Annotated in this window: 22 protein-coding genes; 15 read left to right on the forward strand and 7 right to left on the reverse strand. The window is 59.4% G+C overall.

From position 1 onward, the window contains the following. Nucleotides 1-141 precede the first annotated feature (141 nt). From ACPV0M_RS02240 to ACPV0M_RS02250, 3 genes are all read left to right on the forward strand, one after another. Nucleotides 142-939, forward strand: a complete 798-nt coding sequence (locus ACPV0M_RS02240) for an amidohydrolase family protein (protein WP_425621368.1) — start codon at nt 142-144, stop codon at nt 937-939. Nucleotides 940-1,024: 85 nt separating this feature from the next. Then, nucleotides 1,025-1,372 carry a hypothetical protein gene (locus ACPV0M_RS02245; protein ID WP_425621369.1) on the forward strand — a complete coding sequence of 116 codons (348 nt, stop codon included), beginning with the start codon at nt 1,025-1,027 and terminating at the stop codon, nt 1,370-1,372. A 199-nt stretch (nt 1,373-1,571) separates the two neighbouring features. Further along, nucleotides 1,572-3,539, forward strand: coding sequence for a PocR ligand-binding domain-containing protein (locus tag ACPV0M_RS02250; protein WP_425621370.1), 1,968 nt, complete (start codon nt 1,572-1,574; stop codon nt 3,537-3,539). A 35-nt stretch (nt 3,540-3,574) separates the two neighbouring features. On the opposite strand, the gene ACPV0M_RS02255 is transcribed toward ACPV0M_RS02250, so the two are convergent. From ACPV0M_RS02255 to ACPV0M_RS02280, 6 genes are all read right to left on the reverse strand, one after another. Then, a complete protein-coding gene (locus ACPV0M_RS02255) occupies nt 3,575-4,390 on the reverse strand; it encodes a YkgJ family cysteine cluster protein (RefSeq protein ID WP_425621371.1) in 816 nt (271 codons plus the stop codon). Between the two features lie 67 nt (nt 4,391-4,457). Next, nucleotides 4,458-5,216 carry an alpha/beta fold hydrolase gene (locus ACPV0M_RS02260; protein ID WP_425621372.1) on the reverse strand — a complete coding sequence of 253 codons (759 nt, stop codon included), beginning with the start codon at nt 5,214-5,216 and terminating at the stop codon, nt 4,458-4,460. A gap of 28 nt (nt 5,217-5,244) precedes the next feature. After that, nucleotides 5,245-5,529 carry a hypothetical protein gene (locus ACPV0M_RS02265; protein WP_425621373.1) on the reverse strand — a complete coding sequence of 95 codons (285 nt, stop codon included), beginning with the start codon at nt 5,527-5,529 and terminating at the stop codon, nt 5,245-5,247. A 183-nt stretch (nt 5,530-5,712) separates the two neighbouring features. Then, nucleotides 5,713-6,432: an AbiV family abortive infection protein gene (locus tag ACPV0M_RS02270; protein WP_425621374.1), complete on the reverse strand. Its 720-nt coding sequence runs from the start codon at nt 6,430-6,432 to the stop codon at nt 5,713-5,715. A gap of 26 nt (nt 6,433-6,458) precedes the next feature. After that, a complete protein-coding gene (locus ACPV0M_RS02275; RefSeq protein WP_425621375.1) occupies nt 6,459-8,084 on the reverse strand; it encodes an NAD(P)/FAD-dependent oxidoreductase in 1,626 nt (541 codons plus the stop codon). An 80-nt stretch (nt 8,085-8,164) separates the two neighbouring features. After that, complete coding sequence (locus ACPV0M_RS02280; RefSeq protein ID WP_425621376.1) at nt 8,165-9,403, reverse strand: MFS transporter; 1,239 nt, start codon at nt 9,401-9,403, stop codon at nt 8,165-8,167. A 168-nt stretch (nt 9,404-9,571) separates the two neighbouring features. Between ACPV0M_RS02280 and ACPV0M_RS02285 the strand changes: the two genes are divergently transcribed. The 4 genes from ACPV0M_RS02285 to ligD (ACPV0M_RS02300) all read left to right on the forward strand — a co-directional run bounded on the left by ACPV0M_RS02285 (nt 9,572) and on the right by ligD (ACPV0M_RS02300) (nt 13,449). Then, a complete protein-coding gene (locus ACPV0M_RS02285) occupies nt 9,572-10,927 on the forward strand; it encodes a SpoVR family protein (protein ID WP_425621377.1) in 1,356 nt (451 codons plus the stop codon). A gap of 441 nt (nt 10,928-11,368) precedes the next feature. Continuing rightward, nucleotides 11,369-11,566, forward strand: coding sequence for a hypothetical protein (locus ACPV0M_RS02290; RefSeq protein ID WP_425621378.1), 198 nt, complete (start codon nt 11,369-11,371; stop codon nt 11,564-11,566). Between the two features lie 126 nt (nt 11,567-11,692). Beyond that, nucleotides 11,693-12,499 carry a Ku protein gene (locus ACPV0M_RS02295; RefSeq protein WP_425621379.1) on the forward strand — a complete coding sequence of 269 codons (807 nt, stop codon included), beginning with the start codon at nt 11,693-11,695 and terminating at the stop codon, nt 12,497-12,499. Then, nucleotides 12,496-13,449, forward strand: coding sequence for a non-homologous end-joining DNA ligase (gene ligD, locus ACPV0M_RS02300; protein ID WP_425621380.1), 954 nt, complete (start codon nt 12,496-12,498; stop codon nt 13,447-13,449). Before ACPV0M_RS02295 ends, ligD (ACPV0M_RS02300) begins: the two co-directional genes overlap by 4 nt. A 175-nt stretch (nt 13,450-13,624) precedes the next feature. Here the strand turns inward: ligD (ACPV0M_RS02300) and ACPV0M_RS02305 are convergent, their stop codons facing one another. Then, entirely contained in the window at nt 13,625-13,816 is a 192-nt protein-coding gene (locus ACPV0M_RS02305; RefSeq protein ID WP_425621381.1) for a small, acid-soluble spore protein, alpha/beta type, read from the reverse strand. Between the two features lie 167 nt (nt 13,817-13,983). On the opposite strand from ACPV0M_RS02305, the gene ligD (ACPV0M_RS02310) reads away from it, so the two are divergent. From ligD (ACPV0M_RS02310) to codY, 8 genes are all read left to right on the forward strand, one after another. Beyond that, nucleotides 13,984-14,877, forward strand: coding sequence for a non-homologous end-joining DNA ligase (gene ligD / locus ACPV0M_RS02310; RefSeq protein ID WP_425621382.1), 894 nt, complete (start codon nt 13,984-13,986; stop codon nt 14,875-14,877). 85 nt (nt 14,878-14,962) lie between these two features. After that, a complete protein-coding gene (gene dprA / locus ACPV0M_RS02315) occupies nt 14,963-16,045 on the forward strand; it encodes a DNA-processing protein DprA (RefSeq protein WP_425621383.1) in 1,083 nt (360 codons plus the stop codon). A 40-nt stretch (nt 16,046-16,085) separates the two neighbouring features. After that, nucleotides 16,086-18,185 carry a type I DNA topoisomerase gene (gene topA / locus ACPV0M_RS02320; RefSeq protein ID WP_425621384.1) on the forward strand — a complete coding sequence of 700 codons (2,100 nt, stop codon included), beginning with the start codon at nt 16,086-16,088 and terminating at the stop codon, nt 18,183-18,185. Continuing rightward, nucleotides 18,137-19,519, forward strand: coding sequence for a methylenetetrahydrofolate--tRNA-(uracil(54)-C(5))-methyltransferase (FADH(2)-oxidizing) TrmFO (gene trmFO, locus ACPV0M_RS02325; protein ID WP_425621385.1), 1,383 nt, complete (start codon nt 18,137-18,139; stop codon nt 19,517-19,519). The genes topA and trmFO overlap by 49 nt, the downstream gene beginning before the upstream one ends. Continuing rightward, nucleotides 19,503-20,405, forward strand: coding sequence for a tyrosine recombinase XerC (xerC, locus tag ACPV0M_RS02330; RefSeq protein ID WP_425622241.1), 903 nt, complete (start codon nt 19,503-19,505; stop codon nt 20,403-20,405). Before trmFO ends, xerC begins: the two co-directional genes overlap by 17 nt. 57 nt (nt 20,406-20,462) lie before the next feature. Then, nucleotides 20,463-20,996, forward strand: coding sequence for an ATP-dependent protease subunit HslV (hslV, locus tag ACPV0M_RS02335; RefSeq protein WP_425621386.1), 534 nt, complete (start codon nt 20,463-20,465; stop codon nt 20,994-20,996). Between the two features lie 13 nt (nt 20,997-21,009). Further along, nucleotides 21,010-22,410, forward strand: coding sequence for an ATP-dependent protease ATPase subunit HslU (gene hslU / locus ACPV0M_RS02340; RefSeq protein ID WP_425621387.1), 1,401 nt, complete (start codon nt 21,010-21,012; stop codon nt 22,408-22,410). A gap of 209 nt (nt 22,411-22,619) precedes the next feature. Beyond that, nucleotides 22,620-23,402: a GTP-sensing pleiotropic transcriptional regulator CodY gene (codY, locus tag ACPV0M_RS02345; RefSeq protein ID WP_425621388.1), complete on the forward strand. Its 783-nt coding sequence runs from the start codon at nt 22,620-22,622 to the stop codon at nt 23,400-23,402. The last annotated feature ends 155 nt before the right edge of the window (nt 23,403-23,557 follow it).

Consider the following 23,557-nt stretch of genomic DNA (forward strand, 5'->3'; position numbering starts at 1 on the left):
AAACATGTTAACGATGTTATTGATAAAAACTGTTAACGATGTCCTGTTACCTGACAGTTACTTACTGTCGTTGACTTTGTAACCGAACGATAGAATGTCCGTTGCGGCCCGCACACAACTCAATCAGCAGAGGTTAAAAGCATGCGTCCGATTGATTTTCACGCTCACTTTTTCCCGGAAAGCATCGCGGCCAAGGTTGTAGAACGCCTGGCCGGGCACTACGGCATCCCCGTCAACCACCGGGGGATTAAAGAGGAATACCTTGAACTGGCGCGTAAGGCGAACCTGCAGGCGGCGGTATTCTGCACGGCCGCCACCAAGCCGGAGCAGGTCAGGTCGGCGAATGAATGGGCGCTTGCCAACAAGGGCAATGGCTTGATACCTTTCGGCACCCTCCACCCCGATATGGACGATGCCGACGCGGAGCTGGCCTGGCTGAAGGCCGCCGGTGTGAAGGGCATTAAGCTCCACCCCGACTTCCAGTCCTTTCACCTGGACGAGGACCGCGCCCTGGCCCTTTACGAGCGTTTGATCCCCGACTTTTTTCTCCTGCTCCATGTCGGCGACGAGGAGGTTCCCGGACGGACAAACTACGCTACGCCGGAACAACTGTCAAGGGTTTTGGATCTCCTGCCCGGATTGAGGGTCATCGCCGCGCACATGGGAGGGTACCAAATGTGGGACCGGGCGATGGATTGCCTGGTGGGCAGAGAAGTGTTTTTCGACACTTCAAGCTGCCTTGAGTTCCTGCCGGATGAACGGTTCCTGGCAATGGCAAGGGAGCACGGGGTGAACAGGGTTCTCATGGGCAGCGACTATCCTTTCCGGGCTCCGGGATGGGAAGTGGCGCGGCTGGCAAGCCTGGGGTTCGGCACGGAGGAACTGGAGGCCATTGTCGGCGGTAACGCGCGCCGTCTCCTGGCCCGGATGGGATTATAGGACGGCCATACAGGACGAAGGGTTTGGTCTTGGTTGGGTGTTGGGGGTATAATAGATGCCGGAGAATGATGAGGAGGTTGGAAAAATGACGGAAGCATTGCAGACTTCGGCGGGAATCCTCAAGCGTGAACAAATCAAGCTCTTTGAAGAATACAGGCTGGGGGCCGGCTGCAGTGTCCGGTCTGATTTAATGAAGGCCGAGATCTTGAATATCGTCGTCCGGGCCATCGTCTCAGGCACCGTAAGGCTTAACCTCGAGGAGTTCGACGGTGAAAAGTGGCGGGTTACCGACTCCACGGAGGCCCTGGAGGGAGAAACGGTCTGGCATCACCAGTTACAATGGCCCGAATTCAGGTTTTACGCGGACAACCCGGGCCCCGGCGAGGTAGAACTAAACGTCGCCGTGAGCGTAATCAAACACCACAAAGCCTGAAGCGGACCACCGTGTTACGGTGGTTTCCAGATTTTAAGAAATCGGTAATCCGATAGCGGCTGACAGAGGAATTGCCGAATTTTTCGCGAAAATACCAACTCAAAACTTTTTGTTGCCCAAACGTACCAACCATATCACGGAAGCGAGCTTCGTAAATACCCGCCTGGAATGTTTCCGAGGGTGAAGGGGGTCCCTAACATTGTCAGGGTCTGCCGACTATTCCTTCGCCGACTTAGTAGATTTGCAGGAGCTGCAGAAACTCCAAGACACTTTCTCTTCGACCACCGGATTAGCCACGTCTGTCACGCTTCCCGATGGAACGGTCCTTTCGACATCCGGGTGGACCGATTTTTGCGCGTCGTTTCACCGGAAATCGGTTATCGGCAGGCAGCGATGCCTCGAGAGTGACCGTGAAATCTTCCGAGCCGCCAGTCAAAGCGATGACTTTGTGATCCATAAATGCCATAACGGCCTGTTTGCCGCGGCAATGTCGATCAGAGTCGAGGGAGCGGACCTGGCCACGCTTGTGGTCAGCCAAGTCTTTTTTGAGGAACCCGACGAGCACTATTTCAGGAAGCAGGCGCGCGAACTCGGATTTGATGAGGAGAGTTACCTCGAGGCTGTCCGGAAGGTGCCCGTGGTAGACAAACGCGACTTTTATAACAATGCCAGGTTCCTGGGCAGCATCGCCAAGATTATCTCTTCGCTATGGCTGCAAAACAAACGGCAGAAGGTGCTGGACGAGCAGCTTCAATACGAGCGCAACAGGATGACGACCATCTTTCAAAACTCCGGTGATGCTATGCGCATCATCGGTAAGGACTTTAAGATTATCGACCAGAATAAACAGATGGAGCTGCTTTCCGGGGTTACCGCCGCCGATGCGATCGGCCGGCTTTGTTTTAATTCCTTCCATCATCCTTTCTGCGGCACGGACAGGTGTATCTTGCGCCGCATCCAGTCCGGAGAGGCGCGCATCGAGGCCCAGATGGAAATGGCGAGGAATGACGGCCGGCAGATCTTTGTCAGCCTCACTTCAACGCCGTTTATCGACGAGCAGGGGAATGTAACAGGGGTTATCGAGATTTTTCGCGACATCACTGAAGAGAAACAGATGGAGGAAAAACTCAGGTACCTGAGCCTGCACGATGCCCTGACCGGCCTCTTCAACCGCGCTTATTTCGAGGAGGAAATGGGGCGCCTGACCGTCGCCAGGCACGGGCCTGTTTCCATTATCGTTTGCGATGTCGACGCGCTGAAGATTATTAACGACACCCTGGGGCACGACACCGGCGACGAGTATCTGCGAGCCGCCGCCGAAGCCTTGAAAAAGGCCTTCAGGACTACCGACTGCGTGGCCCGCGTGGGCGGCGACGAGTTCGCCACGGTGCTCCCAAGTACGGATAACGAGGTGGCCGAGGATATCTGCTCGCGTATCCGGCAACAAGTGGCCGAATACAACCGGCAACACCCCGGCATACCGTTGAGTCTTTCCATAGGCAGGGCTACGACGGGCGATCCTGCTGTCAGCCTTTCGGAACTTTACAGGGAGGCGGACAGCAACATGTACCGGGAAAAACTCCTCAACCGTGTTTCAAAGCACAACGCGGTTATCGAGGCGGTAATGGCGGCGCTGAGGAAACGGGGTTTCATCACCGAAGGACGCACGGCTCGTTTGCAATCGCTCGCCGAAATAATAGGCAAGGCTGTCGGCCTGAGCGACGCGAAGATTGCGGAACTGCGGCTGCTGGCGCGCTTTTGCGACATCGGCATGGTTGGCATCCCCGACCGCGTTCTGCTGAAACAGGAACCGCTGACGCCTGCGGAAAAACTGACAATCCAACGCCACTGCGAGATCGGTCACCGGATCGCCTTGACGATACCGGAACTTTCGCCCATCGCCGAATCGATCTTGAAGCATCATGAGTGGTGGGACGGGACGGGTTACCCCCTTGGTTTAAGGGGTGAGGATATCCCTGTCGAATGCCGCATCCAGGCCATTGTGGATGCTTACGATGCGATAACCAGGGACGAGCCCGGCCGCCGGGCGCTCTCCGCCGCCGCCACGGCGCAGGAACTGCGGCAATGGGCGGGAAGCAGGTTTGATCCCGATCTCGTCAACATATTTGTCCATGACGTCCTGCCGCAATTGGGCTCTGGGCATTGATCCGGTGCCCAGTGCCCAGTGCGCAGTGCCCAAAGCTATTTAACGCCCGTCGTCAGAATCCGTTTGATCTTCTCCATCACCGTTAACCCGTCTTCGTCAGGCTTACCGGCTCGCGGCCCGAAGCCCAGATGGGCGGCCATATCGGTCAGGATTTCCCGCAGCGCCTTAATCCGCCTGCGATAAAACTCCTCGTGGCTTACCTGCTTCTCGGTAATGCTGAGCTTGGCACGAAGCATATCAGGACCGTAGAGGATGGGCGTAATCATCTTTGCGGTTGCCGGGGACATCCAGGCCCGCCCGTTCAATTTCTGGTCGACGTAGGACACCAGCTCTATGTAAAGGTCGCACATCTCGTTGTGAGTATGGACTTCGCTCTTATCCAGCCACTCGCCGACGGTCCACTCGCGCGCTCCTTCGTGACCCAGGCAGTAATGCATGCGCTTGATCATAAAGTAGCGTTCCTCGATTTCGGGTGTATCTCCTTGGTACGAGACCCTGACGGCGCGGCCGACGGGGAAGGAGCGGCAGTTCCTGGAGCGGTGGGGGTAAAGAACGCATTTGCCATCCTGGTTAAGAAAGACACAGGGACCGTTCCGGGCGTGTTTGAGCCAGACCACCGGCCACCAGGAACCGGGGACCGTTTCAAAACCGCAGAACTCGTCAAGGAAATCCTTACCCGGCATTTCCAGGTAACGCGCCATGGTTTCCACGTCCCAGGGGTCGAGGTGGATGGTGATGCGCTGGCAGCACATACCCATACAGCGGTCCGTACATTCAAAGGTGAACTTGTCTCCCATCTGAAGGTCCTGCGAAACGACCTGGCTGATCCTGGTGAGATCTTGTTCGCTCATTGTTTTTCTCCACTTCATTACGGTATTGTCTTGCCACGCAAAAGCTTATCCCATCAGTTAATTAATGTTAAACGGTTCCCGCCGCATTAAGGAGCAGGCGCCTGAGGTTCAGCGCAAACTCCTGCGGCCTCTCGATGTGCGGATTGTGCCCGCAATCCGGAACGATCCAGAGCCGGCCGGCCTTTAAGCGCTCGTAGGCCAAAAGGGCGTGTTCAAGGCCAAACCAGTAATCACGGTCACCGGATATGATCAGCGTCGGGCATGAAACCTTTTGGAGGGTGTCTGCCAGGTTATATCCCCGGTCCCAAACGTATACGCGCTGACGGCGCAACAGCTCCCAGAGCGCCGGACCGTATTCGGGCCCGTGGACATCCTGCATGAACTGCTGGTTTTTGAGGCTTGTCCGCTCGAACGGGACGAACGTTTCCTCGCACTTCCGGATGGTAGCGTCGTTGGTAAAGTAGCCCACCGCTTCGGCAACCAGGGATTTCACGCGGTCGGGATACCGGCTGGCGAACAGCAGGGCGACGGCCCCTCCCAAACAATGTCCGCACAGGTGAACCTTTTCCAGGCCGAGGTGCTCGAGGACGGCGGCCAGTTCGGCAACCCCGTCGTCCATCAGCCAGGGTTCGATTTGCTGCCGCCTGGCCGAACGGCCAAACCCGTAGCGGTCGTAGGCAACGGCCCGGCAATCCTCTTCCAGCAAGGGCATAATCTTATCCCAGGTTTTAGACGACCAGAACCCGTTGTGCAGGAAGATAACCGGTTCTCCCCGGCCGCGGTCCTCGTAATGAATCCGGTTGTGCAGGGCAAGGAGGTCGGGCACATCATCTCATCCTTTTCTTGGCTTTTCTCTAATGCCTGGGTGTTTCTATGCCGGTTACGGGCAGGTCCTGTCCGCCGATGAGGATCTGCTGGAGAACCTGGCCCTCATAGACGATCAGGAAATACTCCGGCCAGACCTCCGCGCCGCAACAGGCCACCGGTTCCAGGGGGATGTTGGGCCAGTCCTCGCTGTAAAGCGCTTCAATGGGGGACGTGAACGTCCTGACGATGGTCCCCGCCCATTCGTTGCAGGACGGACACCGGGCGGCGATCACAATCGTCATGTCGTCGATGTCCGCGAAATTGATCCTCATGATAAAAAATTGCCTCCTTGGGGCGGAAGTCGGGCCGGCTCGTTGGTCTATTATATCTGATCCATGCACGGAATGCTAATCTCTGGCTGAAAAGCTAGGTTAAGAGGCTGGCGGTCTTCCGCCAGCGACTTTGTACAGCGTCGTTAACAATGCTCGCCGGGATAGTAGGGATTCGCAAAAAAATTAAACGCCGGGTATTCTTTCACTCTCCAGCAGCTTTGTGAGAAGCGGTTTGAGGAGCGAGGCCCACTCGGCAAGAAATTCCGGGTGGCGGGAGATGACTCCAAGACAGGAGTCCAGCGTCTCCACCCGCCTGACGACGAAGGCCAGGAGTTCGTCCAGTTCGAAATCCGGCAGGCTGTCGGGCGAGGACCACCGGCCGTCGCCGAGGTAATCGACGTAGAGGTTGAGCTGCCGTTTCCGCTCCAGCGTGCGGAAGTCGTCGACGAAAGACCTGACGTCGAATTCCCTGCTGAGCCATCCGGGGACGTCGAAGACGGTGTTCTCAAGCGCGCCCAAAACATCCATGAGTTCCTTTAAGTCGTCATCTCCCAGAGGGGTGTCGCTGTCCAAGAGTTTGAGGTGCTTTTCCAGGGGTGTCAGGAAACTTGACTCGATGAACTCAAAGAGGTATTTCATGGCGTGCTTGGGGGTGTGATAGACGAGCATGTCCCAGGCTTCCAGGCCGAGAAGCCCCAGGTGGATAAGAAAGAGCACAAAAGCTTTTACCGTTTCTTCCTCGGCGAAAATAACCATGGCGTAGGCGTGGCCGTTGCTGCCGTCCTTCTTTAACAGGCGGGCGTCTTCGATAAACCTGCGCGCGTTGGCGACGGCCAGTACCGCTCCGCGGAAGGCTTCTTCGGGGCTTTCAAGGGGGACGGCCCGGGATTTCTTCTTCAGCATGCGGTTGGACACCTCGCTAGAAAATACTACCGCCGTTTGGGTCCCGGCAACTGACGGGCGGTCAGGGGGGAGTATCTCCCGGCCACTGTCTCGGCGACCTTGATTCCGTCCACGGCGGCGGAGACAATCCCTCCGGCGTAGCCGGCCCCTTCACCGGCGGGGAAGAGACCCTTGATGCTGGACTCGAAGTTTTCGTCTCTGACGATACGTACCGGAGACGAGCTCCTGGTCTCCACTCCCGTCAGGACAGCCTCGGGGTGATTGAACCCGCGCAGTTTTTTATCGAATTCCGGGATGGCCTCGCGGATGGTTTCGACCACGTAGTCGGGAAGGGCGTTCTTCAGCTCGGCGAGCCTGACGCCTTTCCGGTACGAGGGGCGAACCCTCCCTAGGCCGGTGGACGGCCGGTCGGCCAGGAAGTCGCCGACCAATTGGGCCGGCGCGCAATAGTCCTTGCCCCCCAGCTCGTAGGCCTTCCTCTCCCACTTCCGCTGAAATTCAACGCCGGCGAGGGGGTGCCCGCTGCCGTAATCCTCAGGCTGAACGCCCACAAGAATGGCGCTGTTGGCGTTCTCGCCATTACGCGCATACAGGCTCATGCCATTGGTGCAGACGCAGCCTTCCTCGGAGGTGGCCGCCACGACGACGCCTCCCGGGCACATGCAGAAGGTATAGGCCGACCTGCCGCGGGGCGAGTGGTAGGCCAGCTTGTAGTCAGCCGCCCCCAGCCGGGGATGGCCGGCGAACTTCTTGTGCTGGGCTTGGTTAATCAGCTGCTGGGGGTGTTCAACGCGCACGCCTATGGAAAAGGGTTTAGGGGTCATGCGGACGCCCTTTTCGTAAAGCATAGCGAAGGTATCCCTCGCGCTGTGCCCGATCGCCAGGATGACGGCCTCGGCGGGGATCTTCTCCCGGCCGTTGACGGCCACGCCCTTGATCCTGCTGTCTTCCACAAGAATTTCGGTAACCCTGCTTTCGAAGCGGACCGTTCCTCCCAGCCGGACGATTTTCTCCCGGATGTTTTTGACGACTGTTCGCAAACGGTCGGTCCCGACGTGGGGCTTGTGGACGTAAATGATTTCCGGCGGCGCGCCGGCCTCCACCATCTCTTCGAGGATCTTCCGGCACCGCGGGTCCCGGATTTGGGTGGTCAGCTTGCCGTCTGAAAAAGTGCCCGCCCCGCCTTCGCCGAACTGCACGTTGCACTCGGGATGCAGTTCTCCGGTAGCCCAAAAACGTTCCACCGCCTCGCTACGCGTGTCGACGTCGGGACCGCGTTCCAGGAGCAGGGGGCGGTAACCCATCTCGGCCAGGACGAGGCCGGCGAAAAGCCCCGCCGGACCCGTCCCCACCACGACCGGCGGATGACGCAGGGCGGCCGTTCCCGTCGGCACGTGCTTGTAGGTCAAGTCCGGCGTGACGGTGATGCGGCGGTTGCGCGTTCTCCTCAGCACATCCTGCTCGTTGTCGACGGCGGCGTCGACGGTATAGACGAAATAGACCGTCTCCGGGTCGCGGGCATCAATGGAGCGCTTGAAGATTTTAAAGTCCAAGAGGTCTTGCGGGCGGATGCGTAGCCTTTTGACCAGCAGCTTCGGCAAGACCGATTCGTCTTCGTCGATGCCGAGCTTTAAACCGGAAACCCTAAGCATGTGCCAATCTCCTCGCAATACAGATCTATAAGTCTCTTCAACACAGTGTCAGCCCATATTCTGCGCGCAACCGGCGGCGGTTAACCTTTACCCCCGCACAGCCGTTCCCGTTCCGGCAGGCGCCGCATCAAAAGGAGAAATACAGGCCCGAGCAGCGCTCCCGTACCCAGCGTAACAAAACCCCAGCCCCATCCCGCCTCCCCGGGGAAGGCGTCGAGGACAAAGCCGAAGACGGCGGGTGAGACCGTGGCCGCGCCGTACCCGAGGAAAGTCTGCCAAGCCATCATCCGCCCCAGACGTTCCGGCGGGGTCAGCTCGGTGATGCTCGTGGAGAAAATGGGGCTGTCGGCGACCACGGTAAGACTGTAAATGACGCCGACGAGCGCCAGCCAGAAAAAAGACTGTCCCGGCAGCCAGCCGAAGGTCAGCGAGCAGGCCCCGCTAACGAGCATGATGGCCAATGCCGTGGTGATCCGCCCGATGCGGTCGGACAGCCAGCCCCCGATGATCGTGGAAAACGCGCTCAGGAGCACCGAAACGGAAGCCAGCGCTGCGGCTTTGGATGCGGCTCCGGGCGTTCCGCCGCCGACGACCTGCACCATAAAGGGCGCCAGCCAGGAACGCAAGCCGTACAGCTCCCACATGTGGGCGACGTAGGCGGCGATGATCAGGGCGGAGGGAAGCCCGGCACGCCGGGACTGTCCGGAATGCTCCCCCGCTGGGACCTGACGAGGTTTGGGAACGGCGGTCATGGCTTCGGGCATCGGCTGCCGGATTAAGTAATAGGAAGCAAGGAAGGCCAAGCTGCTGGCGATGGAGACCCAGAGATAGGCTGCCTTCCAGGGCATAAAGGCGATGAGCATCCCTGTCGCCGCGAAAGAGAAAGCCGTCCCGACCAGGTAGGACGAGACGTAAGTGCCCACGGCGCGTCCCTTCATCGCGGGAACGAGGGACGCCAGGCGCAACCCCGGCATGTACACGCCGCCGAGCCCGGCCCCGGCAAGGGCGCGGACGGCCGAGCCGCTGAGGGGGTCAAAGGCCAGGAGCGGAAAGAGCAGGTGCGACACGCAGCACAGGGCCGCTCCGCCGGCGATGACGTAACGGGCGTCTACCCGGTCGGTCAGGGGCAGGGCTACAACCGCGGCGGCGATATAACCCGCCTGGAAAGACGCCAAGACGATACCAGCCTGGCCGGAACTCATGCCCCACTCGCGCTGAACGAGCGTGAGCACGGCAGGAAGGCTGAAGCTCGGCAAAAGGGCGAGGAAAAGGATAGCGCTCAGGTTCAGTACCAGCAAAAAGGGCGAGGGCTTAAGCACGGCGGTAACTCCTGCAACGTCGGATAAAGAATATCTGCTCATTTCTCCGCTTGTACAGAAAAACCTCCATTTGCGCCGGGAAAACCGCAGCCCGCGGGGACGGCGGCGGGCTTTCCGCCCGCCCCTGTTGCATATACATCTGTAAAACAAATGACAGGGGTGAAAGCCTTGAGCGGTTCCGACATCGGCCCGGAGGTCATCGCACAGCTGCTAGCGAAGGCCAGGGAATTGGGTCTCGACCCCTTTGAGATGCGTTTCGAGATATGCCCCGCTGAGATCCTGTACACCTTCGGGGCGTACGGCATGCCCACACGTTTCAGCCATTGGAGCTTCGGCAAGGCATGGCACCGTATCAAGACGGAATACGATTATAACCTCAGCCGCATCTACGAGCTGGTGATCAACACCGATCCCTGCTACGCTTTCCTGCTGGAGGGGAATTCGCCGATCCAAAACAAGCTGGTCTGCGCCCACGCCTTGGGCCACAGTGACTTTTTCAAGCACAACGCCTACTTTGCGCCGACCTCGCGCCGGATGCTGGATACGATGGAAGCGGCGGCCGGCAGGATCTGCGGCTACGAAATGACGTACGGGCGGGAGCGGGTCGAGGAGTTCCTCGACGCGGCCCTGGCCCTGCAGGAACACATCAACCCTTACATGTACGAGCACCGCGAAGCGCCGGCTCAGGACGGCGCAGGCCCCCGTTCCCGTGCGGCGGGCCGGGGGACCCCTTACGACGACCTTTGGGCATTGGACGCGCAATCCTATGGCAAATGCGAAACGGCCGACGTGAAAGCTCCGTTCCCGCCCGAAAAAGACCTTCTCCTTTTCCTGATACAACACGCGCGGGAACTGGATGACTGGCAGCGCGACATCCTCGGCGTCATTCGCGACGAGGCGCGATATTTCTGGCCGCAGATGGAAACCAAAATTGTCAACGAGGGCTGGGCCACGTTCTGGCATCTCCGGATACTGCGCGAAATCGATCTGCCGGAGAGTGAGGCCCTGGAATTCGCCAGGATGCATGCCGACCTCATTCAGGGCGCCAAATTCAAGATCAATCCCTACCTGCTCGGTCTCACCCTGCTGGAAGACATCGAAAAGCGCTACGGCCGTGAAAAACTATTCGAGATAAGATCAACCTGTAATGACGTGTCTTTTCTCCGCAACTACCTGACCAAGGAGATTGTGGAGCGCCTCGACCTGTACGTATACCGGCGCGTCGGCCACGAATGGCGCGTGGTCGAAAAGAACTGGGAACGGGTCAGGGATACCCTGGTCGAGAACCTGGTCAACTGCGGGTATCCCTACATCGTCGCGGCTGACAGTGACCATAACCGGCGCGGGGAACTGTACCTCCGGCATCTGTACGAAGGCGTGGAACTCGACGTCCTGTACCTGGAGAAGACCCTGCCGTACGTGCACCGGATCTGGGCCCGGCCGGTCCACTTTGAAACGGTCCTGGAAGAAAAGCCGGTCGTCTTTTCGTACAACGGGGAGCGGGTCATAAGAAGGTTTATTTAGATGCCTTTATGCTAACCCGTCAAGTACCGACTACCTACTTTGAAAAACGGTCCGTGCTATTCGAGTGCCGGGTCAGACAGCGGCCGACGCTTTTCCTCGGCTCACTGCGCATTCTTGGTTTATACTCCCAACGTTCGCTACGGCCAAGGCCTCGACGCGTACTTGGGTAACCTGCTGAAAACTGCGCCCGCGAACAATCCGCTTTTCATTTTCTGTGGTGCTGCATTCGGCAGGATGAGGGTCTGCTATCGACTACGGACTACTACTGAATTCAAAGACTAACGGCTGGCCGAAGGAGATTACCGTTAATAATCTCCATAATTGGTGATAATACTACCTAACGGATAAACGAACAATAACCGGTAAGCCTGCAAGGCGTCCGCCAGGCGATTAATGCGGATTAAAAGTGAAGCAGCGAAAGGAAGGAAGCAGGGAGCGACAGTGAAGAATAACGTCTACCTTTTTGAACCGAGGAAACGCGTGGGATTACGCCGCGGCAAGAGTCTGAGGAAACACGGCGCGCGCGGCCCCCTGAACGAGCGGGAGTTCTGGCGGCGCGTGATGCAACACCGCTTGAAGACAGTCGGGATTTTCCTTGCCCTGGTGGCCGCGGTCACCGCCATCTCCCGCCTTTCGTAACGGTTCGCGTGCATACCCGGATCGCTAAAAACCCCGACAAACCCGGTCGGGGTTTTCTTTTGCCTGCGCCTGCAAAGACTAGGTGCAAGATGCAGCGTGAAAGACAACGTAAGGTGGTGAGCTCCGGTGCGCGCGATTTGGAAGGGATCGGTGTCCTTCGGGCTTATCTACATCCCGGTAAAGCTTTACACGGCGACCGAGAAAAAGGATGTGCGCTTCAATATGCTGCACCGCGCCTGCAAGACGCCCATCCAGTACCGGCGGTACTGCCCTCAGTGCCGGGAGGAGGTCAGCCTGGAGGACGTGGTCCGCGGTTACGAGGTGGACAAGGGGCGGTACGTGATCATAGAGGACGAGGAACTGGAAGCCCTTGAAGAGGGGGGCCGGCGCAGCATCGCCCTGCTGGACTTCGTAGACCTGAACGAAGTGGACCCGATCTTTTACGAGAAGTCTTACTATCTCGCCCCTGCGGAGGGAGGCGAGAAGGCGTACGAGCTGCTGAAGCAGGCCATGCGCGAAAGCGGAAAGGCCGCCGTGGGCCGGGTGGCCATTCGCACCAAGGAGAGCCTGGCTCTCGTGCGGGCCAAGGAACGGGTCCTGGTAATGCATACCATGCTTTTCCCCGACGAGGTCCGCAAGCCGGCCCTGATCCCGGAACTGCAGTACGACGTCAAGATCCACGAAAACGAAAGCAAGATGGCCCTCAGGCTGGTGGAAAACCTGGCGGCCCGTTTTGACCCGGACAAGTACGGCGACGAACGCCGCAAGGCCGTGCTGGAGATAATCCGGGCCAAGGCCGCCGGGGAGCACGCCGTCGTCGTCGCTCCGCAACAGGCGGAAAAAGTGATCGACCTCATGGACGCTCTCAAACGAAGCATTGAAGAAACCAAGAAGGGCAGGAAAACGCCAAAGCGCCGGGAGGCCAAGGCATGACTCTGCCTCTCCTGCGCCCGATGCTTGCTTTTCCTTCAGAGCCTTTTTCGAGCAACGAGCACCTCTTTGAAATCAAGTGGGACGGTTACCGCTGCCTCGCCTACCTGGATGGCGGGACGGTCCTGCGTTCCCGCAATCTCATCGACCTTACCTCGGCGTTCCCGGAACTAGGCCGCTTAAACGCCCTGGCAGACTCTCTGCCTGTCATCGTGGACGGAGAGATTGTGGTTACGGTCGATGGGAAACCCAGCTTTTCGGTTTTGCAGCGCAGGGGGCGCCTGTCCGACCCGCAGCGCATCGCGCGGGCCGCCGAAGAAACACCGGCGTTGTTCGTCGCTTTTGACATCCTGTACCGCAAAGGACGGCCGGTGATGGAAGAGCCGGTCGAGACGCGGCGCGAAATGCTGCGCGCAATCTTCGCCGATGTTTCCAGCCTCGTGGTCAGCGACTATGTGATCGGGAACGGGGAGGAGTTCTTCCGGGCCTGCACCGCCGCGGGGATAGAAGGGATGGTCGCTAAAAAACTGGGCAGCCCCTACCTCCCCGGCAAACGCTCGCCCTTATGGCGGAAGGTGCGTTCAGCGAAAGAAGCCGATCTGGTTATCTGCGGCTGGGAAGAGGGCCAGAGACGGAGAAAGCTGGGGGCGCTGATCCTAGGCGCGTACCGGGATGGAGCGCTGGTTTTCCAGGGTAAGGTGGGAAGCGGTTTTTCGGAAAAAGAGGAAGACGCGCTCCTTGAGGCCATGGCTAAAATTGCCGTGCGCGATCCTCCTCTGGCCGTTCCCCGGGACCGCCCGCTGCGCCGTCCGCATTGGGTCCGACCGCTCTTGGTCTGCACGGTGAAGTTTACAGAGACGACAGCTGACGGTTACCTAAGGCATCCCAGCTACCAGGGCCTGCGATGGGATAAGGAGCCGGCGGAATGCGGGATCGTCGCCCTACAGGCCTGAGTTTCTATTGTAGGGCTTACCAGTGTTTCGGGACCCATCCCTGGTAGGAAACCAAAACAAGGTGCAGCGGGTTGTTTACCGGATTCGACCACTTGTGGAAGTCATCTTAGCCAAGTAAGATCCGCTGCACCTTGTTGCCCTTATTATGCCCTGTGCCAACGGTTTTATAAGGCCATTATTCGGTTCCCGCCACTCTGTTCATCGATTCCTGGCCGGCCCGCACCAGTTTTTTCACAATGTTCTCTCCGATCTTTCCGGCTTCAACGGCAGAAAGTTCTTCGCCGCCCTTTTTAAGATCGTCTTCCAGTCCCGGCCCGCGGGCCGTTTCAAGCTTCAGTCGTTCCGTGCGGTTGGTGTTCTTTGTCATCCGGCACCACCTCTAAAAGGATTTTCAAGAGCCTGCTGCGAACAGCCCCGTACAGATGCTCAAACATATGTTTTGCCCGAGTCCGGTAAACTATGCCGTACATTTTGCCTGTCCCGGACCGACAATATTAAAGGTACGGGAAGCTGCAGGCGCGGGGGTGAAGAACAATGACGCTGGTGCAAGTCCGCGGGCGCCGGCTGGGGCTCACCAACCTGAACAAGGTTTACTGGCCGGACGGGCGGACCAAGGGAGACCTGATCGCTTATTATACCGCGGTTGGCGAGTACGCCATCAGGTACCTCGAAGGACGGCCGGTGGTCATGAGCCGATATCCCGACGGCATCACCGGCAAGCACTTTTACCAGAAGGAGCGCCCCGAGTCGACCCCGGAGTGGATCGAAACCGTCCCGGTGGCCCACGACGAAGGGATGCGGATCGTGAACTACGTGGTCTACCGGGGCCTCGAAACGCTGGTGTGGCTGGCGAACCTGGGCTGCATCGAGATGCATTCTTGGATTTCTAAGGTTGGAACGCTGGCCCACCCGGATATCGCCGTCATCGATTTGGACCCGGCGGAAGGAGCGACCTTTGAACAGGTCGTGGAAGTGGCCCGGCTGGCCCGTACGGCTTTGCGCGAGTTCGGCCTCAACGGGTTTCCCAAGACCTCGGGGGCTACGGGCCTGCACGTGTTCATTCCTGTTGAGCCGCGGCATACCTTCAGCGAGGTCACGCGGGCGATGAAGATCATCGCCGAGTTTATCGTGCGGATTTGCCCCTTCGCCACCATTGAACGGATCGTCAGCAAGCGGACGGGAAAGGTCTACGTGGACTACCTGCAAAACACCTTCGGCAAGGCGATGGCCTTCCCTTACAGCGTCCGTCCCCGCCCCGGCGCGCCGGTTTCCGCCCCGCTCAGGTGGGAGGAGCTGGAAAGGCCGGCATGGCGGCCGGATGACTTCAACATGGACAGCATGCCGGAGCGCCTCAGGACCGCAGGCGACCTTTACGAGGGGTTCTTCGACGCGCGGAGTTCGCTTGAGGGCATCCTGGCCCTCGGGTGACGCTTTTTATCGGCCGCCTGCAGGAAAAATCAGGTTGGAGCCGAAGTGTGGTCACATCACGCCTAGGTCCTAGGACGGTGTTTTGATGTCGCGCGCGTTTTGGATAGGGTGGGCCCTGGCCGTTCCCGCGGGGGGCCGCAGAATCATCGGACTGCGCGAGCGTTTCGGTTCGCTGCGCGAAGCCTGGCTGGTCCCTGTGGGCGACGAGCGGCTGCGCGGGGTTGAGGCCGGAGCCGCCAGGCGCCGTCAGATCGACCCCGAAAAGGAACTGGAGAGGCTGTCCCGAAAGGGGATCGGATTTGTAACCTGGGAAGATAGCGACTACCCGGCGCGCCTGCGTCATATCTTTGATCCGCCGGCCGTAATTTTCTATAAAGGACGGCTTGCCTCCGAGGACGACCTTGCGGTCGCCGTGGTTGGCTCGCGGCGCTGCACATACTATGGCCGGGCGGTGGCCGGCAACCTTGGAGAGGAACTGGCCAAAGCCGGGGTGACCGTCGTCAGCGGCATGGCCAGGGGGATTGATTCCGCGGCCCACCGGGGGGCGCTGAAGGCTGGCGGAAGAACGGTCGCCGTGCTCGGAACGGGTTTAGATGTCGTTTACCCGAGGGAAAATACTAAGCTGATGCAAGAGATCGCGGAAAACGGCGCTGTTTTAAGCGAGTTCGGCCTGGGCGTCCGGCCCGAGCCCTGGAATTTTCCTATACGCAACCGCATCATCGCGGGGATCGCGCGCGGCGTGGTTGTCGTCGAGGCCGCGGAACGAAGCGGGGCGCTGATTACGGCCGACCTGGCCCTGGAGAGCAACCGCGACGTGATGGCCGTTCCCGGCCCGGTGACCAGCCCGACGTCCAGGGGGGTCAACAGGCTGATCAAACAGGGGGCCCGCCTTGTGGAGGGCGTGGAGGACGTCCTGGACGAACTGGGCCTGTTAGAGTTGTTTCCCGGCCATGCCGAGGCTCTTGCTGCAGTCAGCCTGTCTTCCGACGAAGAACTGGTGCTGGGGATCCTCCGGGAGCAGGGGGGGCCGGTCGGCGAAGACGACCTTATCGGCCGAAGCGCTCAATCCCCCGCCCGGGTTACGGCCGCCCTGGCCTACCTGGAGATCAAGGGGCTTGTCACGCGCCTGCCGGGAAGGTTATACTGTATCTCATACTGTAAGAGGTAATCACTGGAAATACATCAGGGTATGCATTGAGGTGGAATGTTTGTCGAAAACCCTTGTCATTGTTGAATCTCCGGCCAAGGCCAAAACGCTTACCAAGTTCCTGGGGAGAAAGTACCAGGTCCTGGCGTCTATGGGCCACGTCCGCGACCTTCCCAAGAGCCAGTTCGGCGTTAATGTAGAAAAGGGTTTTTTGCCCAAGTACATTACGATCAGGGGAAAGGGCGACACCATTTCGGAACTGCGCAACGCCGCCAGAAAGGCTGACAAGGTCCTGCTGGCCTCCGACCCCGACCGGGAAGGGGAGGCCATCGCGTGGCACCTGCAGCAACTGCTTAAGATTGACGATGACGCGCCCTGTCGCATCGAGTTCAACGAAATCACCAAGAAAGCGGTGGTCGATGCGTTGAAACACCCCAGGCGCATCGACCAGAACCGCGTCAATGCCCAGCAGGCGCGCCGGATCCTCGACCGCCTGGTGGGCTACAACTTGAGTCCGTTGCTGTGGCGCAAGGTCCGCAGGGGGCTTAGCGCCGGACGCGTGCAGTCCGTTGCGCTGTACCTGATCTGTGAGCGGGAGGACGAGATCGACGCCTTTGTTCCCGAGGAGTATTGGACGCTTGCCGTGATCCTGACGAAGGACGGCGATAAGATCGAGGCCAAGCTCTTTAAACGCAACGGGGAAAAGGTGACCGTCCGCTCGAAGGAAGAAATGGACAGGATCATGTCCGAGCTTGAAGGCGCCGCCTACAGGGTGGTCGAGGTCAAGCGCAAGGAGCGGGTCAAAAATCCGCCGCCGCCCTTCACCACGAGCACCCTTCAGCAGGAAGCCAACAGGAAGCTGAATTTCACCACACGCCGGACGATGATGGTCGCCCAGCAACTTTACGAGGGCCTCGATATCGGCAAGGACGGCCATACCGGTCTGGTCACCTACATCCGCACCGATTCGGTCCGCGTTTCGAGCGAGGCCCGGGAAGAGGCCGCAAGGTTTGTCGCGGAACACTTCGGACCGGAATATCTTCCCAAGCAGCACCATTTTTACGGCAGCAAAGGGAAGGTACAGGACGCGCACGAGGCCATCCGCCCCACCTCGGTGGCGCGGCACCCCGATTTGATCAAGAACTTCCTGACCAGCGACCAGTATAAACTCTATGCCTTGATCTGGTCGCGGTTCGTGGCCAGCCAGATGGCCCCGGCCGTCATCGACACCACCCGCGTGGATATCGCGGCCGGTAGATATCTCTTCCGGGCAACCGGGGCTATCGTCAAGTTCCCGGGATACACCAGGGTTTATGCCGATGAGCATCCAGAGGAAGACGAGGGGCGCATTCTGCCCCCCTTGCAAGAGGATGACGTTCTCAAGGTCACTCGGCGTGTGCCCAAGCAGCACTTCACTCAACCGCCGCCGCGCTACACCGAGGCCATGCTGGTGCGGGCCCTGGAGGAGAAGGGCATCGGGCGTCCCAGTACTTACGCGCCCGTGGTCGAGACCATCCAGAAGCGCGGCTACGTCGTCCGGCGGGGCAAGAACCTCTTTCCTACGGAACTGGGGCGCAAGGTCCTGGATCTGTTGAAAGAGTATTTCCCCGACGTGATCAACGTCGAGTTCACGGCCGAGATGGAGGAAAAACTGGACCAGATCGAGGACGGCGACATCGACTGGGTAGCCGTCCTGGATGCTTTTTACGCTTCCTTCCGGGATGACGTGGCCAAGGCCGAGCAGGAGATCGGCAAGATCCCCCTTGAGGAAGAACAAGAAGAGGTCACCGACGAAATCTGCGAGTTCTGTGGGCGCAACATGGTCGTCAAGACGGGCCGGTACGGCCGTTTCCTCGCCTGTCCGGGGTTCCCCGAGTGTAAAAACGCCCGCCCCATCCTTGAAGAAACCGGCCAGGCCTGTCCCAAGTGCGGTGCGAAGGTTGTCGTGCGGCGGACCAGGAAAGGGCGGACTTTCTTCGGCTGTTCCGCTTACCCTAAGTGTGACTTTGTCACCTGGGATACCCCTGTCAACGAGAAATGCCCACAATGCGGTACTTTTCTGGTCCAAAAACAGACAAAGAAAAATAAGACGTATTACTGCGCCAATCCGGAATGCACGTTCAGGGACAAGCAACAGGCTGCCGGAGGCCAAAAACAGTGAACTCCGCGCCCGTAACAATTGTCGGAGCCGGGCTGGCCGGCTCGGAGGCGGCGTGGCAGGCGGCCAGGCGGGGAATCCCCGTAAGGCTGTTCGAGATGCGCCCCTTTAAATCCACGCCCGCCCACCGAACAGGGGATTTCGCCGAATTGGTCTGTTCCAATTCCTTGCGGGCGGCGGCCGTCACCAACGCCGTGGGACTTTTAAAGGAAGAGATGCGTCGCCTCGGTTCCTTGATCATGCACGCCGCCGACAACGCGCGGGTGCCGGCCGGAGGGGCCCTGGCCGTCGACCGGGAGCTCTTTGCCAAGACGGTCACCAGGAGCCTGGAAGCCGAACCCCTGGTCGAGATCGTCCGCGAAGAAGTGCGCAGGGTTCCGGACCGGGGCCTGGTCGTGATCGCCACCGGACCCCTGACGGCGGGGGACATGGCTGAAGACATCAAGCGCATTACGGGCGCCGAGTCTTTCTACTTCTACGACGCGGTGGCGCCCATCGTCACCCTGGAGTCCCTGAACATGGACAAGGTTTTCCGCTCGTCGCGCTACGACAAGGGCGAGCCGGCCTACCTGAACTGTCCGATGACCGAAGAGGAGTACGACCGCTTTTATCGCGCTCTTGTGGATGCGGAAAGGGTCCCGCTTAAGACCTTTGAAAAAGAAATCCATTTTGAAGGCTGCATGCCGGTCGAGGTTCTGGCCGCGCGGGGACGGGAAACGTTGTTGTTCGGGCCGCTGAAGCCGGTCGGGCTGGTCGACCCGCGTACGGGGAAGCGGCCTTTCGCCGTCGTCCAGCTCCGGCAGGACAACGCCGCCGGTACTTTGTACAACCTGGTGGGTTTTCAGACCAACCTGAAGTGGGGGGAACAGCAGAGGGTCTTCAGACTGATCCCGGGCCTGGAGAACGCGGAGTTTGTCCGGTACGGGGTCATGCACCGGAACACTTACATCAACGCCCCCCTGGTGCTGGCGCCCACTCTCGAGTGCAAAAAACGCCCCAGCCTCTTTTTCGCGGGCCAGATATCAGGGGTGGAGGGCTACGTGGAATCAGCGGCCGGCGGTCTCATCGCCGGCCTGAACGCGGCCAGGCTGGCCCGCGGTCTCGCCGCCGCCCCCTTCCCCGAGGTGACGGCGCACGGGGCTCTCATGCGTTACATCGTATCGGCCGACCCCCGTTACTTCCAGCCGATGAACGTCACCTTCGGGCTGTTCCCGCCCCTGGAAAGGCGCGTCAAAGACAAGAAGACGCGCTACCAGGCCTACGCCGACCGGGCTTTACAGGCTCTGGAATCCTGGATGAGGGAGTTAGGTGACTTTGCCGATTTACCACTACGTTGACAGCTTCATGGCTTACCTGCGGGTGGAGCGGGGCGCATCGCCCCGGACGCTGGAAGCCTACCGGAGCGACCTTTTTCAGGGCATCGACTTTTTGGCCCGGGAGTTGCAAAAGGATGATGCGGCCCTGCAGCCGGGGGACGTCGACCACCTTTTGTTCCGCCGATATTTGGCCCACCTGGGCCAAGCCGGGCTGGCCCGTTCGAGCATCGGGCGCAAGGTGGCCGCCTGGAGGTCTTTTTACAGGTTTCTGGCCAGGGAGAACATCGTACCGGCCAACCCCCTGGGCCGGGTCCAGGGACCGAAACAAATGAAGAAGCTCCCGCCGACCCTCTATCCCGACGAGGTCAAGGCCGTTATCGAAGCCCCCGGCGATACGCCTGCCGGGCTGAGGGACCGGGCCTTTTTGGAAACCCTTTACGCCGGTGGCATTCGCGTTTCGGAACTGGTTGGCCTCGATCTGGGGGACCTGGACCTCGCGGCGGGATTTATCCGCGTTCTCGGCAAGGGCAACAAGGAAAGAATTGTCCCGCTCGGCTCATATGCCGTCCGCGCGCTGAAGAAATACCTGGATGACGGGCGACCCTTGCTTTTGGAAGGCGGGAAGGACGAGACGGCCGTGTTTTTGAACTACCGGGGCGGGCGGCTCACCGTGCGGGGGGTGCGGAAGATACTGAACAAATATCTCGATCAACTGGCGCGGGAGCGCAACATCAGCCCGCATACCTTCAGGCACTGCTTCGCCACCCACCTGCTGAACGCCGGGGCGGATCTCCGGGCGGTTCAGGAACTCCTTGGCCACGCCAGGCTGTCCACCACGCAAATCTACACGCGCGTAACGGCCGACCGGCTGCAGGAAGTATACCGGAAGGCCCACCCGCGAAGCTAGTGCCATAACGTATCATATAATCTTAAGAGTTTAGCATTCCGGTAGGGGGGAAGTCGCTTGGAGTTTCACGGAACGACCATCGTGGCCGTCCGCAGGGACGGGAAGACCGTCCTCGCCGGCGACGGCCAGGTCAGCTTCGCCCAGAACGTGGTGATCAAGGCCAAGGCCAAGAAGATCCGGCGCCTGTACAAGGACAGGGTCCTGGCCGGCTTCGCCGGCGGGGTGGCCGATGCCTTCGCCCTCTTTGAACGTTTTGAGGCTAAGCTGGAGGAGTTTCACGGGAACCTGCCCCGGGCGGCGGTGCAGCTGGCCAAGGAATGGCGGACCGACAAGGTGCTCCGTAAGCTGGAGGCGATGCTGATCGTGGCCGACCAGGCGAACATCCTGCTGATCTCCGGCGGCGGCGAAGTCATCGAACCCGACGACGGAGTTCTGGCCGTCGGTTCGGGCGGCCCCTTCGCCCTGGCGGCGGCCCGCGCTCTGATACGGAACACCGGGCTTCCGGCTGCCGAGATCGCCCGCCGGGCCCTGGAAATCGCCGCCGAGATATGCGTCTACACCAACGAATCAATCACCGTGGAGGAACTGTAAGGAGGAAGCAGCCTTGGACTTCAATCTCACGCCTCGCCAGATTGTGGCTGAACTCGACCGCTACATCGTGGGTCAGAGGCAGGCCAAGAGAGCCGTCGCTGTCGCGTTGCGCAACAGGTACCGCCGGGCGCGCCTGGCAGAAGACCTCCGCGACGAGGTCATGCCCAAGAACATCCTGATGATCGGCCCGACGGGTGTGGGCAAGACCGAGATCGCACGCCGGCTGGCTAGACTGGTAAACGCTCCGTTTGTAAAGGTTGAGGCCACCAAGTTCACCGAGGTCGGGTACGTGGGCCGCGACGTTGAAGGGATGGTCCGTGACCTGGTGGAGACCGCGGTGCGTATGGTCCGTGAGGAAAAACTCAGGGATGTCGAAGAGCGGGCCCGCCGGATGGCCGACGAGCGGATTGTCGAATACATGGCGCCGGCTCCCCAGGCGCAAAACTATAGCGCCAACCCCCTCGAACTGCTCTTCGGAGGGGGGCGGCAGCAGCAGAGCGACCAGGATGCGCGCGACCGGCAGCTCAAACGCCTGGAATTCGAGCGGGAAACGCTCCGGCAAAAGCTGGCCCGGGGCGAGTTGGAACGGGAATACATCGAAATAGAGGTTGAGGAAGCCAGTCCCTCGATGCTTGAAATTTTTTCGGGCCAGGGCGTGGAGGAGATGGGGATCAACCTTCAGGACGTCCTAGGCAATATTTTTCCTAAGCGCAAGAAGCGCCGGAAGGTAACGGTGGCGGAGGCGAGGAAGATCCTGACGCAGCAGGAGGCCCAGAAGCTGATCGATCCCGACGAGGTCAACAGCCTTGCCGTGCGCAGGGCCGAGGAAAGCGGGATCATCTTTTTGGACGAGATCGACAAGATCGCCGGCTACGAGAGCGGCCGGGGACCCGACGTTTCCCGCGGCGGCGTGCAGCGCGATATCCTGCCGATCGTTGAAGGTTCGACGGTCAACACCAAGTACGGCCCCGTACGGACCGATCACGTACTTTTTATCGCCGCCGGGGCTTTCCACACGGCGAAACCGTCGGACCTCATCCCGGAACTGCAAGGCCGTTTCCCGATCCGCGTCGAACTGCAGGCCTTGGGACAGGACGAATTTCTGCAAATCCTGACCGAACCGCAAAACGCCTTGATCAGGCAATATCAGGCGTTATTAGCCACTGAGGGCGTTAATATAGAATTTTCGCATAATTCCCTTGTCGAGATAGCGAAGATCGCATATACTGTTAATGAGCAAACGGAGAATATTGGCGCCAGGCGCCTTCACACCGTCCTGGAAAAGCTTTTGGAGGACATTTCTTTCGAAGCGTCCGAGCTTACGGAGAAAGAAATCGTGATCGACGAACACTACGTGAGTAATAAACTCGGGGATATCGTCAGACAGGAAGACCTGAGCAGGTACATACTATAAGAGAGGTCAGAGGCCGGACTCGAAGAAATTCGCAGGGCGAACACCGGATTTTAAAAGGGGTCGGAGGTTATACGTGAGGAAACTCCTTCTGTATTTCTCTGATTTTTAACTAGAGTCAGAGGCCGGAGCTCGAGAAAACCTCGTGGTCCGGCCTTCTTTTGAGCAGGCGGTTTTCAAACATTGGCCGGATCAGAAAGCGAGGGATGGGCTTGGGAAGCCTTTTGGATAAATCACGGCAGATCAACAGGCTGTTGCAAAAGTCGGCGGGTTACCCCGTAAACTTTGGCGAAGTGGCGCAAATCCTGGGTAAGAACCTCAACGCCAACGTCTACCTCCTTGACGAGTCAGGGAAAATCCTCGGCTCCGATTTTATGCCGGGTTTTGAGTGCGAGATGGTTGCAAGGATCGTCAGGGAAGCAAATTTCCCGCAGGAATACAACAATTGGCTGCTGCAGATCGGCAACACGTACGCGAACTTTTGCCAGACCGCCAACTCCTGCGTGTTCGAAAGCGGGAAGAACTGTCACTACAGCGGCAAGGTGACGACGGTGGTCCCCATCGTGGGCGCCGGAAAGAGGCTCGGCACCCTGGTGGCGGCCAAGTTCGACCAGGAATTCACCGAGGAGGACCTTGTGCTTGCGGAGCTGGGCGCCACCGTTGTGGGTATGGAAATCTTGCGGGAACGCGTAGACAAGATGGAAGAAGACGCCCGCCGCCGCGCCGCCGTGCAGGTGGCTCTGGGGACACTGTCCTATTCGGAACTGGACGCCGTACGCCACATTTTTGAGCAGCTCAACGGCGAGGAAGGCCTTCTGGTCGCCTCCAAGATCGCCGACCGCGTGGGTATCACGCGCTCGGTGATCGTCAACGCCTTGCGGAAGTTCGAGAGCGCTGGGGTCATCGAGTCCAAGTCGCTCGGGATGAAAGGGACTTACATTCGCGTCCTCAACGACCAGTTGCTTAAGGAACTGCAAAGGCTGAAACATAACTAGAAGGTTTTGTCGCCGAGTTTCTTCAATACATGGCGGGAACATAGAGGGACCTGTGGAGGTCTTTTTATTTTTTCTGCGGAAAACTTGCGGTGTGTTGGATGTTTGTGTTAAAATGATCAGCGGTGTAATAGCACACACGCTGCCGGACCTTGTGC

Source organism: Desulfosceptrum tomskiensis, from assembly GCF_049818055.1.
In the GTDB taxonomy this organism is placed as follows: Bacteria; Bacillota; Desulfotomaculia; order Desulfotomaculales; family JASEER01; genus JBFLVT01.